The sequence below is a fragment of the Ideonella oryzae genome (assembly GCF_024055665.1).
GTDB classification, from domain to species: domain Bacteria; phylum Pseudomonadota; class Gammaproteobacteria; order Burkholderiales; family Burkholderiaceae_C; genus Ideonella; species Ideonella oryzae.
This window is the reverse complement of sequence record NZ_JAMXMC010000002.1, coordinates 485,862-506,799: the sequence shown is the minus strand read 5'-3', so window position 1 is coordinate 506,799 and position 20,938 is coordinate 485,862. Positions and strand designations below refer to the sequence as shown.

At 65.8% G+C, this 20,938-nt stretch carries 20 protein-coding genes and 2 pseudogenes; 11 read left to right on the top strand and 11 right to left on the bottom strand.

The window, feature by feature from the left end; translation table 11 throughout:
- Nucleotides 1–195: ABC transporter permease subunit (locus M0L44_RS05065; RefSeq protein ID WP_435526385.1), on the bottom strand; the 195-nt coding region annotated here is incomplete at its 3' end.
- 107 nt (nucleotides 196–302) lie between these two features.
- Nucleotides 303–1,706 (bottom strand): replication-associated recombination protein A, encoded by a 1,404-nt coding sequence (locus M0L44_RS05060; protein ID WP_252768561.1) that lies wholly within the window; start codon nucleotides 1,704–1,706, stop codon nucleotides 303–305.
- Nucleotides 1,707–1,841: 135 nt separating this feature from the next.
- Here M0L44_RS05060 and M0L44_RS05055 point away from each other — a divergent pair, with 135 nt between their 5' ends.
- Nucleotides 1,842–2,381 carry a chemotaxis protein CheW gene (locus M0L44_RS05055; protein ID WP_252768560.1) on the top strand — a complete coding sequence of 180 codons (540 nt, stop codon included), beginning with the start codon at nucleotides 1,842–1,844 and terminating at the stop codon, nucleotides 2,379–2,381.
- Nucleotides 2,382–2,465: 84 nt separating this feature from the next.
- Here M0L44_RS05055 and lolA read toward each other — a convergent pair whose 3' ends face one another.
- The 3 genes from lolA to M0L44_RS05040 form a co-directional block, all read right to left on the bottom strand.
- The gene (gene lolA, locus M0L44_RS05050) at nucleotides 2,466–3,071 is read right to left on the bottom strand and encodes an outer membrane lipoprotein periplasmic chaperone LolA (RefSeq protein WP_252768559.1); all 606 of its coding nucleotides are present in this window, start codon (nucleotides 3,069–3,071) and stop codon (nucleotides 2,466–2,468) included.
- Nucleotides 3,072–3,157: 86 nt separating this feature from the next.
- Complete coding sequence (locus M0L44_RS05045; RefSeq protein ID WP_252768558.1) at nucleotides 3,158–5,467, bottom strand: DNA translocase FtsK; 2,310 nt, start codon at nucleotides 5,465–5,467, stop codon at nucleotides 3,158–3,160.
- Between the two features lie 61 nt (nucleotides 5,468–5,528).
- On the bottom strand, nucleotides 5,529–6,191 hold the full coding sequence (locus tag M0L44_RS05040) for a Crp/Fnr family transcriptional regulator (RefSeq protein ID WP_252768557.1): 663 nt from the start codon (nucleotides 6,189–6,191) through the stop codon (nucleotides 5,529–5,531).
- A gap of 147 nt (nucleotides 6,192–6,338) precedes the next feature.
- Between M0L44_RS05040 and trxB the strand changes: the two genes are divergently transcribed.
- The 6 genes and pseudogenes from trxB to M0L44_RS05010 all read left to right on the top strand — a co-directional run bounded on the left by trxB (nucleotide 6,339) and on the right by M0L44_RS05010 (nucleotide 11,333).
- Nucleotides 6,339–7,298, top strand: a complete 960-nt coding sequence (gene trxB / locus M0L44_RS05035) for a thioredoxin-disulfide reductase (protein ID WP_252768556.1) — start codon at nucleotides 6,339–6,341, stop codon at nucleotides 7,296–7,298.
- 226 nt (nucleotides 7,299–7,524) lie between these two features.
- Complete coding sequence (gene rpmB / locus M0L44_RS05030; protein ID WP_022979438.1) at nucleotides 7,525–7,758, top strand: 50S ribosomal protein L28; 234 nt, start codon at nucleotides 7,525–7,527, stop codon at nucleotides 7,756–7,758.
- A 23-nt stretch (nucleotides 7,759–7,781) separates the two neighbouring features.
- Nucleotides 7,782–7,952, top strand: coding sequence for a 50S ribosomal protein L33 (rpmG, locus tag M0L44_RS05025; RefSeq protein ID WP_022979437.1), 171 nt, complete (start codon nucleotides 7,782–7,784; stop codon nucleotides 7,950–7,952).
- 228 nt (nucleotides 7,953–8,180) lie between these two features.
- Nucleotides 8,181–8,285 (top strand): annotated as a pseudogene (locus tag M0L44_RS22255) (Arm DNA-binding domain-containing protein); the annotation flags it as partial.
- A 47-nt stretch (nucleotides 8,286–8,332) separates the two neighbouring features.
- A protein-coding gene (locus tag M0L44_RS05015; RefSeq protein WP_435526384.1) for an IS3 family transposase occupies nucleotides 8,333–9,465 on the top strand; the annotation gives its coding sequence in 2 pieces (ribosomal slippage) (nucleotides 8,333–8,588 and nucleotides 8,588–9,465; 1,134 coding nt in all).
- A 101-nt stretch (nucleotides 9,466–9,566) separates the two neighbouring features.
- Nucleotides 9,567–11,333, top strand: a complete 1,767-nt coding sequence (locus tag M0L44_RS05010) for a phage exclusion protein Lit family protein (RefSeq protein WP_252768554.1) — start codon at nucleotides 9,567–9,569, stop codon at nucleotides 11,331–11,333.
- Here the strand turns inward: M0L44_RS05010 and M0L44_RS05005 are convergent.
- From M0L44_RS05005 to purN, 4 genes and pseudogenes are all read right to left on the bottom strand, one after another.
- A pseudogene (locus M0L44_RS05005) lies at nucleotides 11,314–12,114 on the bottom strand (PDDEXK nuclease domain-containing protein); the annotation flags it as partial. The gene M0L44_RS05010 and the pseudogene M0L44_RS05005 overlap by 20 nt on opposite strands.
- Nucleotides 12,115–12,235: 121 nt before the next feature.
- Nucleotides 12,236–13,456 (bottom strand): DesA family fatty acid desaturase, encoded by a 1,221-nt coding sequence (locus M0L44_RS05000; RefSeq protein ID WP_290429037.1) that lies wholly within the window; start codon nucleotides 13,454–13,456, stop codon nucleotides 12,236–12,238.
- A gap of 189 nt (nucleotides 13,457–13,645) precedes the next feature.
- Nucleotides 13,646–14,905 carry an RsmB/NOP family class I SAM-dependent RNA methyltransferase gene (locus M0L44_RS04995; protein WP_252768552.1) on the bottom strand — a complete coding sequence of 420 codons (1,260 nt, stop codon included), beginning with the start codon at nucleotides 14,903–14,905 and terminating at the stop codon, nucleotides 13,646–13,648.
- A 34-nt stretch (nucleotides 14,906–14,939) separates the two neighbouring features.
- Complete coding sequence (gene purN, locus M0L44_RS04990) at nucleotides 14,940–15,566, bottom strand: phosphoribosylglycinamide formyltransferase (RefSeq protein WP_252768551.1); 627 nt, start codon at nucleotides 15,564–15,566, stop codon at nucleotides 14,940–14,942.
- Nucleotides 15,567–15,628: 62 nt separating this feature from the next.
- Here purN and M0L44_RS04985 point away from each other — a divergent pair, with 62 nt between their 5' ends.
- From M0L44_RS04985 to M0L44_RS04975, 3 genes are all read left to right on the top strand, one after another.
- Nucleotides 15,629–16,528, top strand: a complete 900-nt coding sequence (locus M0L44_RS04985) for a DMT family transporter (RefSeq protein WP_252768550.1) — start codon at nucleotides 15,629–15,631, stop codon at nucleotides 16,526–16,528.
- 30 nt (nucleotides 16,529–16,558) lie between these two features.
- Entirely contained in the window at nucleotides 16,559–17,416 is an 858-nt protein-coding gene (locus M0L44_RS04980; protein WP_252768549.1) for a sulfurtransferase, read from the top strand.
- A gap of 123 nt (nucleotides 17,417–17,539) precedes the next feature.
- Nucleotides 17,540–17,974: a universal stress protein gene (locus M0L44_RS04975; protein ID WP_151124230.1), complete on the top strand. Its 435-nt coding sequence runs from the start codon at nucleotides 17,540–17,542 to the stop codon at nucleotides 17,972–17,974.
- 40 nt (nucleotides 17,975–18,014) lie between these two features.
- On the opposite strand, the gene M0L44_RS04970 is transcribed toward M0L44_RS04975, so the two are convergent.
- A complete protein-coding gene (locus M0L44_RS04970; protein ID WP_252768548.1) occupies nucleotides 18,015–18,920 on the bottom strand; it encodes a dienelactone hydrolase family protein in 906 nt (301 codons plus the stop codon).
- Between the two features lie 126 nt (nucleotides 18,921–19,046).
- Here M0L44_RS04970 and ppx point away from each other — a divergent pair, with 126 nt between their 5' ends.
- Nucleotides 19,047–20,552: an exopolyphosphatase gene (gene ppx / locus M0L44_RS04965; protein WP_252768547.1), complete on the top strand. Its 1,506-nt coding sequence runs from the start codon at nucleotides 19,047–19,049 to the stop codon at nucleotides 20,550–20,552.
- Between the two features lie 28 nt (nucleotides 20,553–20,580).
- On the opposite strand, the gene M0L44_RS04960 is transcribed toward ppx, so the two are convergent.
- On the bottom strand, nucleotides 20,581–20,937 hold the full coding sequence (locus M0L44_RS04960) for an ArsC family reductase (RefSeq protein WP_252768546.1): 357 nt from the start codon (nucleotides 20,935–20,937) through the stop codon (nucleotides 20,581–20,583).
- Between the last annotated feature and the right edge of the window lies 1 nt (nucleotide 20,938).

Sequence of the window (20,938 nt, the reverse complement as noted above, 5' to 3'; positions counted from 1 at the left end):
CCAGCCCGGCAGACCCGAGTCCGCCAGCGCCGTCACCACCGACCACGACACCATCGCACCCACCATCAGCACTTCGCCGTGCGCAAAGTTGATCAGGCTGATGATCCCGTACACCATCGTGTAACCCAGCGCCACCAGAGCGTACATGCTCCCCAGCACCAGGCCGTTGATGATCTGTTGAACGAAGATGTCCATGTGCAGACTGCTCCTGCGCTGTGTTCAAGAAAACGTGTGGGAAAGAACGTGCCCCCGGGGCAGGAACCCAGCATGCAAGTCGGGTGCCATGCCGGGATTGACGGGGGTCAGGTCGAGGGTCCGCCCTCGGCGTCCGGCGCGGATTCTGCCTGCCGGGCAGCCTCGTTGAGCCGGCGCAGCTCGGCGAGCTTTTCGCCGATGCGCAGTTCCAGCCCGCGCGGCACCGGCTGGTAGAACGGCGGTGGCGAGAGGTCATCCGGCCAGTAGGACTCGCCGGCGGCGAAGGCGCCGGGCTCGTCGTGCGCGTAGCGGTAGGCGCGGCCGTAGCCCAGGTTCTTCATCAGCTTGGTCGGCGCATTGCGCAGGTGGATGGGGATGGGCCGGGTGCCGTCCTGGGCCACGAAGGCCCGCACCGCCTTCCAGGCGGTGTAGACCGCATTGGACTTGGGCGCCACGGCCAGGTAGACCACCGCCTGCGCCAGCGTCAACTCCCCCTCGGGGCTGCCCAGGCGCTCGAAGGTCTCGGCCGCATCCAGCGCGATGCGCAGGGCCCGTGGGTCGGCGTTGCCGATGTCCTCGCTGGCCATGCGCACGAGGCGGCGGATGATGTAGCGCGGGTCCACCCCACCATCGAGCATGCGGGCCAGCCAGTACATGGCGGCGTCCGGGTCGGAGCCACGCACCGATTTGTGCAAGGCCGAGATGGTGTCGTAGAACTGGTCGCCGCCCTTGTCGTAGCGGCGCAGCTGCTCGCCCAGAGAACGCTCCAGGCTGGATTCGTCCAGCTCGGCCACCGGCCCGGCCTGGGCCACCAGGTTCTCGTAGGCATTGAGCAGACGGCGGGCGTCGCCGTCGGCATAGCCGATCAGGCGATCGGCCGCGCTGTCGGTCAGCGGCGGCGCCGCCAGCGCTTCCTGGGCGCGGGCCAGCAGTTGCCGCTGCTCGGCCGGCTCCAACGCCCGCAGCACATGCACGGTGGCCCGCGACAGCAGGGCCGAGTTGACCTCGAAAGAGGGGTTCTCGGTGGTGGCGCCGATGAAGGTGAACAGGCCCGACTCGACATGCGGCAGGAAGGCGTCCTGCTGGGCCTTGTTGAAGCGGTGCACCTCGTCCACGAAGACGATGGTGCGCTGACCGGCGGCGCGGGCGCGTTCGGCTTCGACCACCGCCTCGCGGATGTCCTTGACTCCGGCCAGCACGGCCGAGAGCACGGTGAAGTGAGCTTTCACGGCCTGGGCCATCAGCCGGGCCAGCGTGGTTTTGCCCACGCCGGGCGGGCCCCACAGGATCATCGAATGCAGGCGTCCCTGCTCGAAGGCCACGCGCAGCGGCTTGCCCGGTCCCAGCAGATGGGTTTGGCCGATCACCTCGTCCAGGTGGTGCGGCCGCAGGCGTTCGGCCAGCGGCGCACCGGCATCGAAGGCCGCGCCACCCGCATCCCCGGGGGGCGAGAACGGGTCTGCCCCGGACTCGTCGGCATCGAACAGCGCGTTCTGGCGGCTCGTCGTCATGGTGTCATTGTCGCAGCCTCGTCTCCGGCCCGGAATTGACGCCCGGAGCCCCCGCTTTTCGACCGCTCAGCGCCGGGTTGCTCACGCACACTGCGGCCATCGCACTGACCGATTGCCCCTCCAGGAGCCTGACCGATGACTGTCACCGCCTCGACCGAAACCACCGCCAAGACCCAACCGACTGGGGTTTCGTCCCTGACCGGCGCACCGCGCGAATACCTGTCCTTCAAGCTCGGTGCCGAGGAATATGGCATCGACATCCTGAAGGTGCAGGAGATCCGCGGCTACGAAAACCCGACCCGCATCGCCAACGCCCCGCACTTCATCAAGGGCGTGGTGAACCTGCGTGGCGTGATCGTGCCGATCATCGACATGCGCCTGCGCTTCGGCCTGCCCGATGCCCAGTACAACAGCTTCACCGTGGTGATCATCCTGAACATCGCGCACCGCACCGTGGGCATGGTGGTCGACTCGGTCAGCGACGTGATGGAGCTGCCGGCCGAGACCATCAAGCCGGCACCGGAATTCCACGGCGCCATCGACGCGGCCTACATCACCGGCCTGGGCACGATCAAGAACGGTGATGTCGAGCGCATGCTGATCCTGATGGACATCGAGCAGATGATGACCGCGCCCGACATGGGCCTGATGGACACCGACGCGATGATGCACTGAGGCCTGCGGCCCGCGGGCCGGCTGCTTCTCCTTCCCCGACGGGCGTGGTCTTCCACGCCCGTTGCCGTTTCAGGAACCGGCGCGTCAGGGGGCCGAGACGTCGGCCCCGGCCGGCACCGCGAAGTGGAAGGTGGACGCGGGCAGGCTGGGCAGAATCTGCAGGTCGGCGAACTGCAGCACCGAGCGCTGGCCGAAGCTGTCGGCAATCTCGATCACCGAGAGGCTGCGACCCTTGAAGCCGACGCGCAGCGACTGGATGGTGCCCTCCTTGCCCTTGGGCGTGGCCAGCACCCAGCTCAGGCCGTCCTGGTCGGGCTGGTCCTTCAGGTCGAAGTCGCGCTCGATGGACTGGCCGGCCAGGATGGCTGCCGGCGTGCTGCCCAGCGCATCGCCCAGCTTGCGCACCGTGACCTGGTTGAGGTCCGGGTCGTGGAACCAGACCTTCTCGCCATCACTGACGATGGTCTGGGCATAGGGCTTCTGGTATTCGAAGCGAAAGCGGTTGGGCCGGGAGAATTCGAAGCGCCCGGTGGAGACCTTGGTGCGGGCGCTGTTGGGCGCATGCACCGTCTGGGTGAAGCTGGCCCGGCCGGCCTTGGCATCCTGCACAAAGGCGCGCAGGGCGTCGGCAGCGCCGGCAGCCAGGGCCAGTTGGCTCCAACCCAGGCCCAGCCCGAAGCCAACCCCCATCAGGGCACGGCGGGAAACGAAAATGCGGTGTGACATTGGATGAAGGCCTGCCTGCGCAGGCCAAAAACGCGGCGCGGCAGCCGAGGTCACTCCTCGCGCTTGGGCAGGAGGATCTCGCGGTTGCCGTTGCCCGCCATGGAAGATACGAGCCCGGATTGCTCCATTTGTTCCAGCAAACGGGCCGCGCGGTTGTAGCCGATGCGCAGATGGCGCTGCACCAGCGAGATGGACGCCTTGCGATGCTGCAGCACCACGGCCACAGCCTGGTCGTACATCGGGTCGGATTCGGCATCGGCGCCCTCGCCACCGCTGCCCCCGGGGCCGCCCTCGCCGTCCAGCGTGCCGCCTTCCAGGATGCCCTCGATGTAGTTGGGCTCGCCCTGGGCCTTGAGGGCTTCGACGACGCGGTGCACCTCGTCGTCCGACACAAAGGCGCCATGCACCCGCACCGGCAGACCGGTGCCCGGGGCCAGGTAGAGCATGTCGCCCATGCCCAGCAGGGCTTCGGCGCCCATCTGGTCGAGGATGGTGCGGCTGTCGATCTTGCTGCTGACCTGGAAGCTGATGCGGGTCGGGATGTTGGCCTTGATCAGGCCGGTGATCACATCCACCGAGGGCCGCTGAGTGGCCAACACCAGGTGGATGCCTGAGGCACGCGCCTTCTGGGCCAGACGGGCAATCAGTTCCTCGACCTTCTTGCCGACCACCATCATCAGGTCGGCCAGCTCGTCGATGACGATGACGATGTAGGGCAGGCGCTCCAGCGGCTCGGGCTCCTCCGGCGTCAGACTGAAGGGGTTGGGGATGAGCTCGCCGCGGGCGGTGGCCTCATCGAGCTTCTTGTTGTAGCCCGCCAGGTTGCGCACGCCCATCTTGCTCATGAGCTTGTAGCGGCGCTCCATCTCACCCACGCACCAGTTGAGCGCGTTGCCAGCCTGCTTCATGTCGGTCACCACCGGGCACAGCAGGTGCGGGATGCCCTCGTAGACGCTCATCTCGAGCATCTTGGGGTCGACCAGGATCATGCGCACGTCGCGCGCCTCGGCCTTGTAGAGCAGGCTGAGGATCATGCCGTTGATGCCCACCGACTTGCCCGAGCCGGTGGTACCGGCCACCAGGCAGTGCGGCATCTTGGCCAGGTCGGCCACCACCGGCGCGCCAATGATGTCCTTGCCCAGGGCCAGGGTCAGCATCGAGGCGGCATCGTTGTAGATCTGCGAGCCCAGGATCTCGGCCAGGCGGATGGTCTGGCGCTTGGCGTTGGGCAGCTCCAGCGCCATCAGATTCTTGCCGGGAATGGTCTCGACCACCCGGATCGACACCAGCGACAGCGAGCGCGCCAGATCCTTGGCCAGGTTGACGATCTGCGAGCCCTTCACGCCCGTGGCCGGCTCGATCTCGTAGCGGGTGATGACCGGGCCCGGCTGGGCCGCCACCACATGCACCTCGACACCGAAGTCCGAGAGCTTCTTCTCGATCAGCCGGCTGGTCATCTCCAGCGACTCGGGCGTGACCGTCTCCACCCGGCTGGGCGGCTTGTCCAGCAGGTCGACCTGCGGCAGCTTGGTGTTGACCAGTTCCTTGAACAGCGGTGTCTGGCGCTCACGCTGCACCCGCTCGGACTTGGGCACCTCCAGCACCGGCGGCTCGATCACCAGCGGCGCCTGGGCCTGCTGCTCGACCTCGCGTTCGAAGGCCACTTCCACCTCGGCCTCGCGCTCGCGCTGGGCCCGCTCGCCCACGCGGAAGTCCTCGGCCTGCTCACGCAGCTGGTGGCGATGCTCGCGCACCCCGTCGATCCAGTCGCCCAGAGTGTCGGCCACCCGCAGCCAGGAGAAGCCCAGCGCCATCGGCAAGGCCGCCACCAGCATGGCGATCCAGAGCACGCCCGAGCCACCGAAGCCCAGCCAGCGCATCGACAAGGGCCCCAGCATGTAGCCCAGCGCCCCGCCGGCGTGGCCCGGCAGGCGGGATTCCCAACCGTAGATGCGGGTCCATTCCAGGGCGCAGCTGGCCATCATCAGCAGCACCAGCCCCGCGGTGCGGGTGAGCCAACGGTAGCGCGGACGGGGGGCGGCGCCCGCCCGCAGGCTGGCGGCCAAACCGGCCAACCAGGCCCGGGCCCCGGCGGCCAGCAGCCACCAGACCGAGAACCCGAACAGCATCAGGCCGATGTCGGCCCCCCAGGCCCCAGGCGCGCCCAGCCAGTTGTGCAGCGGTGCGCCAGAGCCGGACGTGGTGAAGGCAGGATCGCTGCCACTGCGGCTGCTCAAGGCCAGTGCGGCCAGGACCCACAGTCCGCCGCCCAGTGCCAAGCGCAGGCGGGACCACGGGCCTCGCGGCGCCGGTGCAGCCGCCTCGGGGGGGGTATGACCCAAGGGCAGGGTGCGACGCATCAGCGGCAGCCCTTCCGGTGACGCCCAGGGCGCACCCACTCTCGTTCAAACATTCAGTTCCTCAGGCCGCGCGGTTCTTCAGGCGCAGGCCGCCCGTGTCCAGGTTCTCGATCACACCGCGCTCGGTCAAGTCCTTCATGACCCGGCTGACCATTTCGCGGGAGGCGCCGACGATCTTGGCCAAGTCCTGCCGCGACACCTTGCCGCGGATCACCTTGTCGCCATTGTCGTCCTCGGCCATGTCCAGCAAGGCCCGTGCAACACGCCCATACACATCCAGCAGGGCCAGCGATTCGATCTGACGGTCGGCGCTGCGCAGCCGCGTCACCAAGCCACGCATGATGGCGTAGGACAGGCTGGAGTTCTCGGGCAGGCAGCGGGCAAACTCCGGGCGCCCCAGGATCAGCATGTCGCACTGGATCTCGCAGCGCACCGACGCGGAATGGGGCTGGTTGTCGATCAGGCTCATCTCGCCCACGTAGTCGCCGGCCTCCAGCACCGCCAGAATGACCTCACGGCCACGCTCGTCGGCCGTCAGCACCCGGGCTCGGCCATTGAGCAGGATGAACAGCGCATTGCTCTTCTTGCCCTGCTCCACCACCAGCTCGCCGCGCCGGTAGCGCCGCTTGACCACACCATCCGCCACCAGCTGGGCCTGCTCTTCCGTCAGCATCGAGAACAGCGGCACCCGACGGATCAAGTCCAGGTTGGTCAGCATCGACATCAATCACCCCCTCGCACTCTGTATTTGGCGACCCCTGGCGACGCGCCAACGGCCCGTTCTCTAGAATGCCCGAACGTCATTCCTGTGTACCCCCGAGCATATCCGGTCCCCGGCCCCTCGGCGGCCCACCTTCAGCGAGCGCCCCCTATGAGCACCACCTCCACCCATGCCCAGGTCCTGATTCTTGGCTCCGGCCCGGCCGGCTACACCGCCGCCATCTATGCGGCCCGCGCCAACCTGAAGCCGCTGCTGGTGACGGGCATGGCCCAGGGCGGTCAGCTGATGACCACCACCGAGGTGGACAACTGGCCCGCAGACGTGATGGGCGTGCAGGGCCCGGACCTGATGCAGCGCTTCCTGCAGCACGCCGAGCGCTTCCAAACCCAGATCGTGTTCGACCACATCAACGAGGTGAACCTGTCCCAGCGCCCGTTCATCCTCAAGGGCGACTCAGGCACCTACACCTGCGACACCCTGGTGATCGCCACCGGCGCCTCGGCCAAGTACCTGGGCCTGCCGTCCGAAGAGAGCTTCATGGGCCGTGGCGTGAGCGGCTGCGCCACCTGCGACGGTTTCTTCTACCGCGGTGACGAGGTCTGCGTGGTCGGTGGCGGCAACACCGCGGTCGAAGAAGCCCTGTACCTGTCCAACATTGCCGAGAAGGTGCACCTGATCCACCGACGCGACAAGTTCCGCGCCGAGGCCATCATGATCGACAAGGTCATGGAGAAGGTGGCCGCCGGCAAGATCGTCCTGCACCTGCACAAGACGCTGGACGAGGTGCTGGGCGACCAGAGCGGCGTGACCGGCGTGCGCCTGAAGGACATCAACGGCGGCGCCGACGAGGAAGTGACCGTCAAGGGCTGCTTCATCGCCATCGGCCACCAGCCCAACACGGACATCTTCAAGGGCCAGCTGGAGATGAAGGACGGCTACCTGGTGACCCGCGGCGGCCAGAACGGCTTCGCCACGATGACCAGCGTGCCGGGCGTGTTCGCGGCCGGCGATGTGCAGGACCACATCTACCGCCAGGCCATCACCTCGGCCGGCACCGGCTGCATGGCCGCCCTGGATGCCCAGCGCTTCCTGGAGCAGGGCGGGCACTGATTTCCCTGCCCGGCGGAAATCCGCTAGAATCGCAGGTTTTCTTGCGCAGACCACCGGCAGCGACGGTTGTCAGGCCCCCACGGGTGCATTGACAGCGGCCATGCCGGCCAGGGAAGTTTCGGGCAAGAACGGGTTACCGCCACCCTTTTGGCGAGGTGAGGCGAGTGGCTGACAGGGTCCTGGGCCAGTCAAGTGCTCGCTGTATGACAAGTATCGGAGTGTCCTCATGGCACGCGTCTGCGAAGTCACGGGCAAGAAGCCCATGGTGGGGAACAATGTTTCCCACGCCAACAACAAAACCAAGCGCCGGTTCCTGCCGAACCTGCAATACCGTCGTTTCTGGGTCGAGAGCGAGAACCGCTGGGTGCGCCTGCGCATCAGCAACGCCGCCCTGCGTCTGATCGACAAGAAGGGCATCGATGCCGTTCTGGCCGATCTGCGTGCCCGCGGCCAGGCTTAATCCACAGACAAGGAGCGACAACCATGGCAAGCAAAGGCGGCCGCGAGAAGATCAAGCTGGAGTCCACTGCGGGCACCGGCCACTTCTACACCACGAACAAGAACAAGAAGACCACGCCCGAAAAGCTGGAATTCATGAAGTTCGACCCCAAGGCACGCAAGCACGTGCTGTACAAGGAAGTGAAGCTGAAGTAATTCAGCTCCTGCCCTTGAAGAACCCGCCCTGCACCGCACGGCGGGTTTTTTATTTCAGGATGACTCCAGCACCGCACTTTGCTGGACTACGCCACAGCCCTATACAGCAGGTTTGTCAACGACTTAGGCGAGTTCAACATATGCCGGTGCTTTCTGAAACTTGACCCGGCTTCCCTTCTGCTGGCTCCTACGAGGCTCCTGGGAATCGGGTCTTTCCGAGGAGTCATCATGGCAAAGATCAAGCTCACCAAATCCGCAGTCGATGCGGCACAACCCCAAGCGCAAGCCATCGAGCTACGCGACGCCCTCGTTGACCTGCACCCCTCAGGCCGTACCAATGTGAAGTAGCAAGGGGTCCGCCATTCAGGAGAATCGCGGACATGAGGAAGAGCAAGTTCACAGAGGAACAGATCATCGGGTTCCTCAAGCAGGCCGAGGCCGGCATGGCGGTGGCGGAGATCTGCCGCAAGGGCGGCTTCTCCGACGCCACGTTCTACAAGTGGCGCGCCAAGTTCGGCGGCATGGATGTGTCAGAGGCCAGGCGGCTGCGCGAGCTGGAGGCGGAGAACGCCAAGCTCAAGCACCTGCTGGCCGAGGCGCACCTGGACCTGCATGCGCTCAAGAGCGTGCTCGGGGTAAAAAGGTAGCCCCACAGGCCCGGCGCGAGCTGATCACGCAGCTGGTGCAGGAGCACCAACTGTCCGAGCGTCGCGCGTGCAGGCTTGTGGGGCTAAGCCGAGACAGCTACCGGCACCCACCGGTGCCCAGCGCACAGACCCAGGCGCTGAAGGACAAGATTGTCGAGATCGCGCATGTGCGCCGACGCTTCGGCTACCGGCGCGTGCACGACCTGCTGCGTGCCGACTTCCCTGCCGTCAATCACAAGCGGGTGTACCGGCTCTACAGCGCGGCCAATCTGGCGGTGCGCAAGCGCAAGAAGGCCAAGCGCCCGGTGATGGAGCGCGCGCCCCTGAACATCGCCCAACGCATCAACGAGGTGTGGAGCATGGACTTCGTCAGCGACAGCCTGGCCAGTGGACGGCGCATCAAGTGTCTGACCGTGGCTGATGACTTCAGCCACGAGTGCGTGGAGATCGCTGTGAACTACGGAATCAGCGGGCTGTACGTGACCCGGCTGCTGGATCAGGCGGCGCGCTTCAGGGGCTACCCGGCCGCCGTCAGAACCGACAACGGCCCGGAGTTCACCAGCCGGGCCTTCATCGCCTGGACGCAGGAACACCACATCCGGCACATCCTGATCGAGCCAGGCAGGCCCATGCAGAACGGCTACATCGAGAGCTTCAACGGCAAGTTCCGCGACGAGTGCCTCAACGAGCACTGGTTCCAGAGCCTGCGCCAGGCACGCACCGAGATTGGCGCATGGCGTCGGGACTACAACGAGGTTCGGCCTCACAGCAGCATTGGCCGCATACCGCCAGCCAGGTATGCCGAGCAACTGCGTCAGCAGGCAGGCGACGCCGCTCGTCACGAGATCCCTGCCCAGATCCATTAACCTTCAACCCCAGGACCCCAACCGAATCACTGGTACGGCTGAAGGGGGCAGGTCAGCACACCTCGAAGAACAAATAAGGTGAGCGGCAACAGGAGAAAACGATGAACTCAACCCTGCCTCCGCGCAAGGATGAACAAGTAAAAACCGCAGTTCGGAACGTCCTGCTAGGATCTGCGCCGGAACGCGAAAGCGAGTTGGCTTCCTTGTGGAGCTTGCTTGAGCCCCGTTTTCAACTTACTGCCGATACCTACGACGGCGCGCGATTGGTCATGGAAGCGGGGATGTATCGCTTCGTCCGTTTTAATCATCGCGTAGTGCGTGCATTCTGGATCGCAGGCTTTGCAGCTTGGGAAGCGTATCGCGTTGTAGCGGAAACGCCTGAATTTGAGCCACTTGACCTCAAGCGGCTAGCCGAGCTGATTGACGCGTTTGAGCGTGTCTTGGAAAGCGATGCCCCGGAGCTGGAAGCACTGCCCAAAGATGTTCCCGAGCCTGGCCACTACGACGGCAACCCACAACTTCGCGCGCCAGGGGAGCTTGCAACGCTGGGAGTTGGTTGGGCGCTCTTGCATGAGGTGCGGCATCTGAAGCACCAGCAGGAGGGTGATTCGGCAGATCCTTACGAGGAAGACCCAACCCAGCGCAGGAACGAGGAAATGTCATGCGACGCCTTCGCCACGAAGTTCCTGCTTGACCAGCTTGATGCCTATGCCCAACGGGAAAATGTAAGCTCGAACCTTGTTCGCAGAAAGAGAGAACTCGGAATCTATTTCGCTCTATTTGCAATGATCTTGCTGGCGCGCGATAAGTGGGGCGCCTCCCAAACTCATCCCTCCATTCAGGCGAGAATCAATGCAATACGCGCCTTGATGGGAAGTCGACGCGATGAAGTCGCCGAGGCAATTGCAAGCGCGGCATTTGCAACGCTTCATGCTCTGATGCCAGGTTCTCCAGGCATTTTTCCTTCCCCAGACGATGCAAGGTCCTCTACTCACAAGAAAGATTTTGCGGGTGAATCAATCCTCAAGGAAATGCCATGCGTTCTTGAATGGCTGAAGGAAAAAGGTCTTAGCGCCCTGAAATCCCGGTATTCAAGATACGAGAAAGACGTAGATAATTTTTTCTCGTGCGACGATCCCACCTCCGCTGACGGTCGGGTCAAGTTTGACAAACTGACCAACTCGTATACCGAGTGCTTGAACATTGTTCTGATTCACCGAGCATTTCGAGACGAAGCAAGTCAAGGATTTGTAGATAGGCTAAGCAAGGTAGCGGACGGACAAGATCATCCTGATGCTAGTTCGGCAGGGTCATCAAGAGACTTTTTGTTCGAACTGCTGATTGCAGCAAGGATGTCGTTGTCCGGATACAAGATCGACTTCAATAAAATCACGGATGTTGTCGCCGAAAACAACGAGTTCCTCGTCTTCGGCGAGTGCAAGCGACTTTCTTCCGAGAAAAAATTTGAGAAAAACTTCAAGAAGGCGGGCAAGCAGATCACCGCCCAAGCCAGGGCTATTTCCCAGCGGGTCTATGGCTTGGTGTTCTTGGATGTGTCCAGCTGCCTTGAGGGGTTTCCTAAGATGGAGCTTCCTAACGTCGAAGAAGCCCAGCGGGCAATTCACGAAAGCCTTGAGGCATTTGTCGTGAGGAACGCATCAAAAATCGAACAGTTGGCTGAACGGTTTGCTGAATTTTCCCTCGGAGTCTGCCTAATGGGGCAAGCTCCGATTTGGACACAGGACGGCACTCTCTACATGGCGGCCAGGACAAGAGTAGTCGCACCAAAGAGTTTGTCGGATGAGGACTTCAACTCGCTCAAAAAAATCTTGGGCGGATTTTCGAGTTCTATGCTTTGCCTTGTTTGATCTTCGATTCCGCTCGACGTGCTGCCTGCTGCAATCGTTCCCCTAGCACTGCACGCGGCGGCAAACTGGTCAGGTATTCGGCAACGTGGATCCCTGACTTATCCAGTTCAAACAACTCGATCTGTTCGCACTTCTTGCCGGTGCAAAGGATGATCCCCAGCGGAGAGACTTCCTCTGGTTCACGCTCGTGCTTGTCCAGCCAGCGCAAGTAAAGCTCCATCTGTCCTTTGTACGCGGCCTTAAACTCGCCTATCTTCAACTCCACCGCCACCAGCCGGCGCAGTTTCCGGTTGTAGAACAGCAGATCAAGATGAAAATCCTCGTTGTCGATCTGGATGCGCTTCTGGCGGGCGACGAAGCAGAAGCCCGCGCCCAGCTCTAGCAGGAAGGCTTCCATTTCGCGAATGATGGCTGCCTCTAGGTCGCTCTCCTGCCAGCTATCCCGCAGTCCCAGAAAGTCGAGGATGTACGGGTCGCGCATCACCAGTGCCGGAGTCATCCGTTGCGCATCGCGCAGGGTTGCCAGCTCCTGAGCGATGGTCTCCTCCGGCTTCTGAGACAGCGCCGTACGTTCGTACAGCATCGAGTCGATGCGCTCGCGTAGCGTCCGCACGCTCCAGCGCTCGGCACTGGCCATCTGCGCGTAGTAGTCCCGCTGAAGCGGATCTTTCAGCGGAATCAAGGCGATGAAATGCGTCCAGTTCAATTGTCGTATCAGTGATACGACAATCCGCTCGTCCGGGAACTTGGCGGCAAACCGCACCATTCGACGCAGGTTTTTTTATTGCCCGCCCTTTTTGTGCTGGCTGGGGCTCCCCACCCGCTCAGGAAGAAAGCGAAGCAAGCGACCATGAAAAAGCCCGCGCAAGGCGGGCTTCGGGTAGATCCGGGAAGTGGATCGGTCAGGCACGGGCGGAACGCAGTTGCAGCGAGAACTCGCGCAGCGCCGCGACGCCGCTGCTCTCGGCCCGGTGACACCAGTCCTGCAGATCGGCCACCAGCTGCTCGGCCGACACATTGGTGCGGGTCCAGAGCTGACGCAGCTCTTCGCGCATGGTGACCAGCTTCTGCAGCACCGGCGACGTGGCCACGGCGCTCTCCACCTGCGGGAGCAGGTCGGTCGGGATCTTCTCCACGTCGCGGTGCAGCCAACGCTGCGCCACACGCAGGTTGCTCCAGGCCGAGTTGCTGCTGCCTTGAGCCTTCACCCGAGCCACTTCACCGGCACAGGCACGGCGCAGTTCCTTGGCGTAGTTGGCCATCACCTCGTAGCGGTTGGCGATGATCGCCTCCAGCGTCTTGGCATCGGCCACCGGCTTCAGCGGGCCCAGTTGCAGCTGGGGCGCGGTCTTGCGCACCTTGGCCCAGCCCAGCATCTCCATGGCGCGGATGTAGCCCCAGCCGATGTCGAACTCGAAGGGCTTGACCGAGAACTTGGCCGAGGTCGGATAGGTGTGGTGGTTGTTGTGCAACTCTTCGCCACCAATGATGATGCCCCAGGGCGAGAGGTTGGTCGACGCATCGGCCGCCTCGAAGTTGCGGTAGCCCCAGTAGTGACCCAGGCCATTGACCACGCCAGCCGCCCAGAACGGAATCCAGGCCATCTGGATGGCCCAGATGGTGACGCCGATGGCGCCGAACAGCGCGACGTTGATCAGGAGCATCAGCAGGATGCCCTTGGCACTGTGCCTGGTGTAGACGTTGCGCTCCATCCAGTCGTCCGGCGTGCCGTGCCCATATTTGGAGAGCGTCTCGGTGACCTTGGCCTCAGCACGATAGAGCTCCGCGCCGCGACTCATGACGGTGCCGATGCCGCGGGTGATCGGGCTGTGCGGGTCTTCCTCGGTCTCGCACTTCGCGTGGTGCTTGCGGTGGATGGCGACCCATTCCTTGGTCACCATGCCGGTGGTCATCCACAGCCAGAAGCGGAAGAAGTGGGAGGGAATGGGACCCAGCTCCAGCGCACGGTGCGCCTGCGAACGGTGCAGGAAAATGGTGACACCGGCGATCGTGATGTGAGTCACCACGGCAGCGTAGAGCACGACTTGCCACCAAGTGGCGTGCGTGAGGCCGTTCGCTGCCAAGTCTAATACTGCAGAAAACACCGTGTTCAGTTGATCCATTGCCTACCTTGATTCGCCCGCGAAGTGCTGGCTAACTCCCTATTGTAGAGGACAGCCTGCCGTCCGCCACCCCGAACAGGGGTGCAGAAACGCCCGTTTCGCACGCGTTGCCGGCAGGAGAACGTGCATTGCAGACCGAAATGGCTGCAATCACATCCGATGCAGAAGATGGGGATACCCCGTCCGACTTCAAGCCTTGCGCTGCCAGGCGGCGGCAAAGAAGCCATCCGTGGCGTGGCGGTGCGGCCACAAGCGCAGCATGCCCTCGCGCACGAGGGTCTCGGCCTGCTCCACCTGGGCCGTAGCCAGCAGCTCGGCAGCGGACAGCGGCTCGAAGTCCGGATGGGCGGCCGAGAAGGCGCGCGCAATGTCCTCGTTCTCGCGCGAGAGCAGGCTGCAGGTCGCATAGACCAGCCGGCCGCCCGGCTTGAGCAGACGCGCGGCGCTGTCGAGGATGGCCGCCTGCTTGGCGGTCAACTCGTCGATGGCCTTGGGGGACTGGCGCCACTTCAGGTCGGGGTTGCGGCGCAGCGTGCCCAGGCCAGAGCACGGTGCATCCACCAAGACGCGATCGATCTTGCCGGCCAGGCGTTTGATGCGTTCGTCGCGCTCGTGGGCGATCTGGGCCGGGTAGACATTGGACAGGCCGCTGCGGGCCAGCCGAGGCTTGAGCCCCTCCAGCCGATAGCCGGACACATCGAAGGCATAGAGACGGCCGGTGTTGCGCATGGACGCGCCCAGGGCCAGGGTCTTGCCGCCGGCGCCGGCGCAGAAGTCCACCACCATCTCGCCGCGCTTGGCGCCCAGCATCAGGGCCAGCAGCTGGCTGCCCTCGTCCTGAACTTCCACCTCCCCCTGCACGAACAGCGGCAGTTTCTGCAGGGCGGGCTTGCCATGCACCCGCAGGCCCAGGGGAGAGTACGGCGTGGGCTCGGCCTCGATGCCGGCCTCCTTCAAGGCGTCCAGCACCGTTTCGCGCTTGGCCTTCAGGGTGTTGATCCGCAGGTCCAGCGGTGCGGGTTCCTCCATCGCCGCCACGAAGGCGGGAAATTCCTCGCCCAGTTCCACCTTGAGCGCATTGGCCAGCCAGTCGGGCAGGTTGACCCGCACCTTTTCGGGCAGCGTGGCGGTGTCCACCTCGCGCACCTGGCTCAGCCAGGCCAGCTCGTTGGGCCCCAGGGCGCCCCGGATGAAGGTGTCGCTGCCCTGCCAGGCCAGGATGGCCAGCCGGCGCTCGAGCGCACCAGAGCCACTCTGCGCCAGATGGGCCCAGAGCAGGCGCCGGCGCAGCACGGCGTAGGCGGTCTCGGCCAGACTGTGGCGCTCGCGCGGCCCCAGGGTGCGGTGTTTGCGGAAAAAGGCCGACACCACGGTGTCAGCGGGTTGGTCGAGTTTGAGTACTTGGCGCAGCAGATCGGTGGCCAGGTCCAGCAGGGCATTCGGATGCATAGGCCGGATTATCCCAGCCCGCCCCGCCAGCGTCTCAGAACAAATGCTGGGGCACGCCGTCGCGGTGGCTGACCCGGCCCTCGGCCAGCACCAGCCGGTCCTCGACGAACCAGCGCACCGCCAGCGGGTAGATCACGTGTTCGCGCTCGAGCACCCGGGCTGACAGGCTGGCCTCGTCGTCGCCCGGCAGCACCGGCACGGCGGCCTGGGCCACGATGGGGCCATGGTCCAACTCGGCCGTCACGAAGTGCACGGTGGCGCCGGCCAGCTTGCAGCCCTGCTCGATCGCCCGGCGGTGGGTGTGCAAACCCGGGAAGGCCGGCAGCAGCGAGGGATGCACATTGAGCAGGCGCCCCTCGTAATGGCGCACGAAGCTGGCACTCAGGATGCGCATGAAGCCGGCCAGCACCAGCAGGTCGGGGGCAAAGCCATCGATCACCCGGGCCAGCTCGGCATCGTAGGTCTCGCGGTCAGGCTGGCCGCGGTGGTCCACCACCGCCGTCGCGATGCCCCGCTGCGCCGCCCAGGCCAGCCCAGCGGCCTCGGCCTTGTTGCTGACCACCGCCACCACCTTGGCCGGCCAGCCTTCGGCGGCGCAGGCCTCGACGATGGCCTGCATGTTGCTGCCGCGGCCGGACAGGAGGATGACGATTCGCTTCATGAGGGCCAGGAGTGTAAGGCTCTGCCAGAATCGGCCGCTTTCCCCACCCTGCCCGCCCACGCATGAAGCCCCAGTTGCAAGCGCCCCTGCTGATGATGGGATCGTCCTTCCTGTTCGCCGCGATGGGGGTGTGCGTGAAGCTGGCTTCGGCCCGCTACGGTGCCGGTGAGATCGTCTTCTACCGCGGCCTGGTGGGCGCCTTGTTCATCGGGGCCCTGGTCTTCTGGCGCGGTGGCCACCTGGGCACGCGATATCCCACCATGCACCTGGGCCGCAGCATCGTGGGTGTGGGCGCAATGGCGCTCTGGTTCTATGCGATCGGCCAGCTGCCCCTGGCCACGGCCATCACGCTGAACTACATGTCCTCGATCTGGATGGCGCTGTTCCTGATCGGCGGCGCGGTGCTGGTGGGTGCCTCCGACCGGGTGGACATGCGCCTGGTGGTCACGGTCCTCACGGGCTTCGTGGGCGTCGCCCTGGTGCTGCGCCCCTCCCTCACCCAGGAGCAGTGGCCAGGCGCCTTGGCTGGCCTGTGCTCGGGAATGATGTCCGCCATGGCCTATCTCCAAGTGACGGCCCTGGGCCGGGTGGGCGAGCCGGAGTACCGCGTGGTCTTCTATTTCTCGCTGGGCACCACGGTGGTGGGCGCGGCGGTCGCGCTGACCAGTGGCTTCCACCCACACACCCCCGTCGGCCTGGGCCTGCTGGTGGCCACCGGCGTGCTGGCCACCACCGCGCAGATCCTGATGACCCGGGCCTACGCCATCGGCCGGGCTCTGTCCAACGCCAGCCTGCAATACCTCGGCATCGCCTGGTCCTTCCTGTTCGGGGTGATGATCTTCGGCGATGCTGTGACGCTGGTGGCCCTGGCCGGCATGGTGCTCATCGTCACCGCCGGGCTCACCGCCACACTGCTGCGCAACCGTGCGGTGCCGGATGCCGCCAACCCCAGCGAATCCTGATTCCCCAAGCCCATGCCCGAAGGAGCGCCCATGTCCACCGTCCATCCGCTGATCACCGCGACCGAGTTGCGTGCCCTGCTGGACAGCCCCCAGCCCCCCCTGCTGCTGGACTGCGGCTTCGACCTGGCCAACACTGCGGCGGGCGAGCAGGACTACCAGTCCGGCCACCTGCCCGGTGCACGCTACCTGCACCTGGACCGCGACCTGTCAGCGCCCAAGAGCGCGGCCGGCCCCATCCAGGGCGGCCGCCACCCGCTGCCCAGCCTCGAACTGCTGGCCCAGCGGGCCGGCGCCTGGGGCGTGACGCCTGACCGGCTGGTGGTCTGCTACGACCGCCAGGGCGGCCCCTACGCCGCCCGGGCCTGGTGGATGCTGCGCTGGCTGGGCCATCCGGCCGTGCGGGTGCTGGACGGGGGCGTGGCGGCTTGGCTGGCCGCTGGCGGCGCGCTGGACACCCAGGTCGCCGCCGCACTGCCGGCCGCCGGCCCCTACCCGGCTCGGGCCCCGGCCATGCCCACGGTGGATGCCCCCACGCTGCTGGCCTCGCTGGACAGCCTGCAGGTGGTCGACGCCCGCGCACCCGAGCGCTACCGCGGCGAGGTGGAACCACTGGATGCCCAGGCCGGCCACATCCCGGGCGCCCGCAACCGCTTCTTCAAGGACAACCTGACCGCCGACGGCCGCTTCAAGTCGGTCGACGCGCTGCGGGAGGAATTCCTGGCCCTGGGCCTGCTGCCGGGGCAGGTGGTGCACCAGTGCGGCTCAGGCGTCACCGCCTGCCACAACCTGCTGGCCATGGCCCTGGCGGGGCTGGGCGATGCCCGGCTCTACCCCGGCTCCTGGAGCGAGTGGTCGGCAGACCCGGCACGCCCGGTGGCACGGGGCTGAGACGGCCTGGCACTGATTGCACAGACGGCTTGATTCTGGTCAAGCCTCGGCGCCACTTTCGGGACACACTGCGCTCATCGGGTGACACACCCATCCATCCCTCACGAAGGAAAGGATCTCTTCATGTACAGCCACATCCTCGTTCCCACCGACGGTTCGGACATCAGCGCCAAGGCGGTCGAAACCGCCATCTCGATGGCCAAGCTGCTGGGCGCGAAGCTGAGCACCATCAGCGTGAAAGAGCCCTTCCCCTACAGCGCCATCAGCGAGATGCAGCCGGTGCCGCCGCAGGAGTTCTACGACGCCCAGGAGCGGATCGCCACCGCACGCGTGAAGGCCGTCAGCGACGCCGCCAAGGCCGCCGGGCTGGACTGCGAAGGCTTCACCGTGGAAGCCGTCCACCCCTGGGAAGCCATTTGCGATCTGGCCAAGGACAAGGGCTGCGATCTGGTCGTGATGGCCTCGCACGGCCGCCGTGGCGTCAGCGCCCTGCTGCTGGGCAGCGAAACCCAGAAGGTGCTGACCCACTCGCCGCTGCCCGTGCTGGTGGTGCGCTGAGCGGCACCGGGCGGCCCGCCTGGGCCGCCTCTCCATGGGTTCAAGCCACCCCGTGGGCCTTGAACCAGGCCAGACACTGCTTCCAGCCATCCTGGGCATCGGCCTGGCGGTAGCTGGGCCGGTAGTCTGCATGGAAGGCATGTGGCGCGTCCGGGTAGACGATGAAGCGCGAATCGCGCGCCGCGGCATTGCCCGCGGCCAGCGCCTTCTTCATCGCCTCCACGGTGTCCAGCGGAATGCCGGTGTCCTGCCCGCCGTACAGCCCCAGCACCGGCGCCTTCAGTTCGGCCACCAGGTCCAGCGGATGGCGCGGCTGCAGCGGGTTGGTCGCCCCTGTCAAACGACCGTACCAGGCCACCCCGGCCTTGACGGCCGCGCTGTGCTCGGCGAACAGCCAGGTGATGCGCCCGCCCCAGCAGAAGCCGGTCACGCCCAGGCGTGACGTGTCCTGGCCCTGCGCCCGGGCCCAGGCCACCGTGGCATCCAGGTCGCCCATGACCTGAGCATCGGGCACCTTGGACACCAGTTCGGACATCAGCGCACCGATGTCGGTGTAGCCCGCCGGATTGCCCTGGCGCTTGTACAAGTCCGGCGCAATGGCGCAGTAGCCCTGGTGGGCGAAGCGCCGGGCCACATCGGCGATGTGCTCGTGCACGCCGAAGATCTCGCTGATCACCAGCACGACGGGCCGCGCGCCACCACCCTGCGGCATGGCGCGATAGGCCGGCATCTGGAAGTCGCCGACCGGAATCTGCACCGCCCCGGCCACCAGGCCCTCGCTGGGCGTCTGGATCACCGTCTGTGCGGCCACCGGCAAGGTGGCGGCGGCAAAGCCCAGCCCCACACCGGCCTGCACCACCTCACGGCGCGTGGGCGGTGTCGGGGCGTCCCCGTTGGCCTTCTGCAACAGGGCCTGGGCGTCGTTGAGCAGCGGGGTATCGGGCATGGTGTTCTCCTGGGTGGATCTCGATTCCGGCCCCTGCCGGAAAGGGCGTGAACGATTCTAGGAGTCGCCTCAAAGACCGCCTCGGCGGCCCGGGGATGTCATCGTCAAGGGGCACAATCCCGCCCCATGTCCATCGCATTGCCCTCCCCCACCGGCCTGCTCGCAGGCATCGACATGGGGTCGAACAGTTTCCGCCTCGAGATTGGCCATTTGCGCGACGGACGCTACCGCCGCCATGCCTACCTGAAGGAAACCGTGCGGCTGGGGGCCGGCCTGGACAACGAGGGCATGCTGACCGACGAGGCGGCCGAGCGCGGCCTGGCCTGTCTGCGGCAGTTCGCCCGCAACCTGGGCGGCTTCCATCCCGCGCAGGTGCGGGCCGTGGCCACCCAGACGCTGCGCGAGGCGCGCAACCGCGACGCCTTCCTGCACCAGGCGCAGGCGGCGCTGGGCTTTCCCATCGAGGTCATCTCGGGGCGCGAGGAAGCGCGGCTGATCTATGCCGGCGTGGCCCATCTGCAACCGTCCAGCCAACCTCGGCTGGTGGTCGACATCGGCGGGCGCTCCACCGAACTGATCCTGGGCGAGAAGCGTCAACCCATCGAGGCCGAGTCGTTTCGTGTGGGCAGTGTCAGCCTGTCCATGCGCTACTTTCCGGACGGCCAGTTCTCCAGCGAGGGCTTCCGCGCCGCCCAGGTGGCGGCTGGGGCCGAATTCGAGGAGGCCCTGGCGCCGTTTGCAGCCTCCCGCTGGGACCAGGCACTGGGTTCCTCCGGCACCGCCGGTGCGGTGTCCGACGTGCTGCGCGCCAGCGGCCAGACCGACGGCAGCATCACCCCGGACGGCCTGCGCTGGCTGATGAAGCAATGCATCGAGGCAGGCAGCGCCGACCGACTGGACCTACCGGGCCTCAAGCCCGACCGGCGCCCGGTGCTGGCCGGCGGCCTGGCCATCCTGTACACGCTGGCCACGCACTTCCAGATCGAGGCCCTGCAGCCGGCCAAGGGGGCCCTGCGCCAAGGCGTGATCGTGGACCTGCACGACCGGCTGATGGCCCGCCAGCGCCAGCGTGGCCATGACCTGCGCGAGGACAGCGTCAAGGCCCTGCAACACCGCTTTGGCGCCGATGTCGAGCAGGCCCAGCGGGTGGCACGCCTGGCCTGCACCCTGTTCGACCAGGTGGCTCCGCGCGATGCCGAAGAGGAGCGGATCGAGCTGCGCTGGGCCGCCCTGTTGCATGAGATCGGCCAGATGGTGTCCCACCATGACCACCACCGCCACAGCGCCTACCTGCTGGGCCACGTGGATGCGGCCGGCTTTTCGCAGAGCCAGCAGCGCCGTCTGGCGGACTTGGTGCTGGGCCAGCGTGGGGGCCTGCGCAAGATGGAAGAACTGCTCCACAGCGAATTGATGCTGTGGCAGATGCTGTGCCTGCGCCTGGCCGTCATCGCCTGCCATGCCCGCTCCGACGTGCCCGAGCACACGCTGCGGCTGCAACGCCAGGGCCGCATCGCCCGCCTGGCATTGCGCAAGGATTGGGTCGAGACCCATCCCCGCACAGTCCATCTGCTGGAAGAAGAGGAACAGGCCTGGGCCCGTTCGGAGTTGGCCCTGACCCTGCACCTGGGCTGAGGCCCGGCGCCAGGTTGAACCCCGGGGTTCAACCCAAGCGGGCCATCCAGTCGGCAGCGGAGAAACCCACCGTCACGCGGCCATCGGGCCACTCCACCACCGGGCGCTTGATCACGCTGGCCTGCTCGCGCAGCAGGGCCATCGCGCTGTCCGCGTCTACCACGGCGGCCTGGGCCGCCGGGTCCAGCTTGCGCCAGGTCGTACCCTGGCGGTTCACCAGCGCTGGCCAGCCCAGGGCCTTCACCCAGGTGGCTAGCCGGTCGGCCGGCACGCCCTGCTTCTTGAAGTCGTGGAAGACGGCCTCCACGCCCTGGCCGGCCAGCCAGGTCCGCGCCTTCTTGACGGTGTCGCAGTTGGGAATGCCGTAGAGGGTCACGCCGGCCATG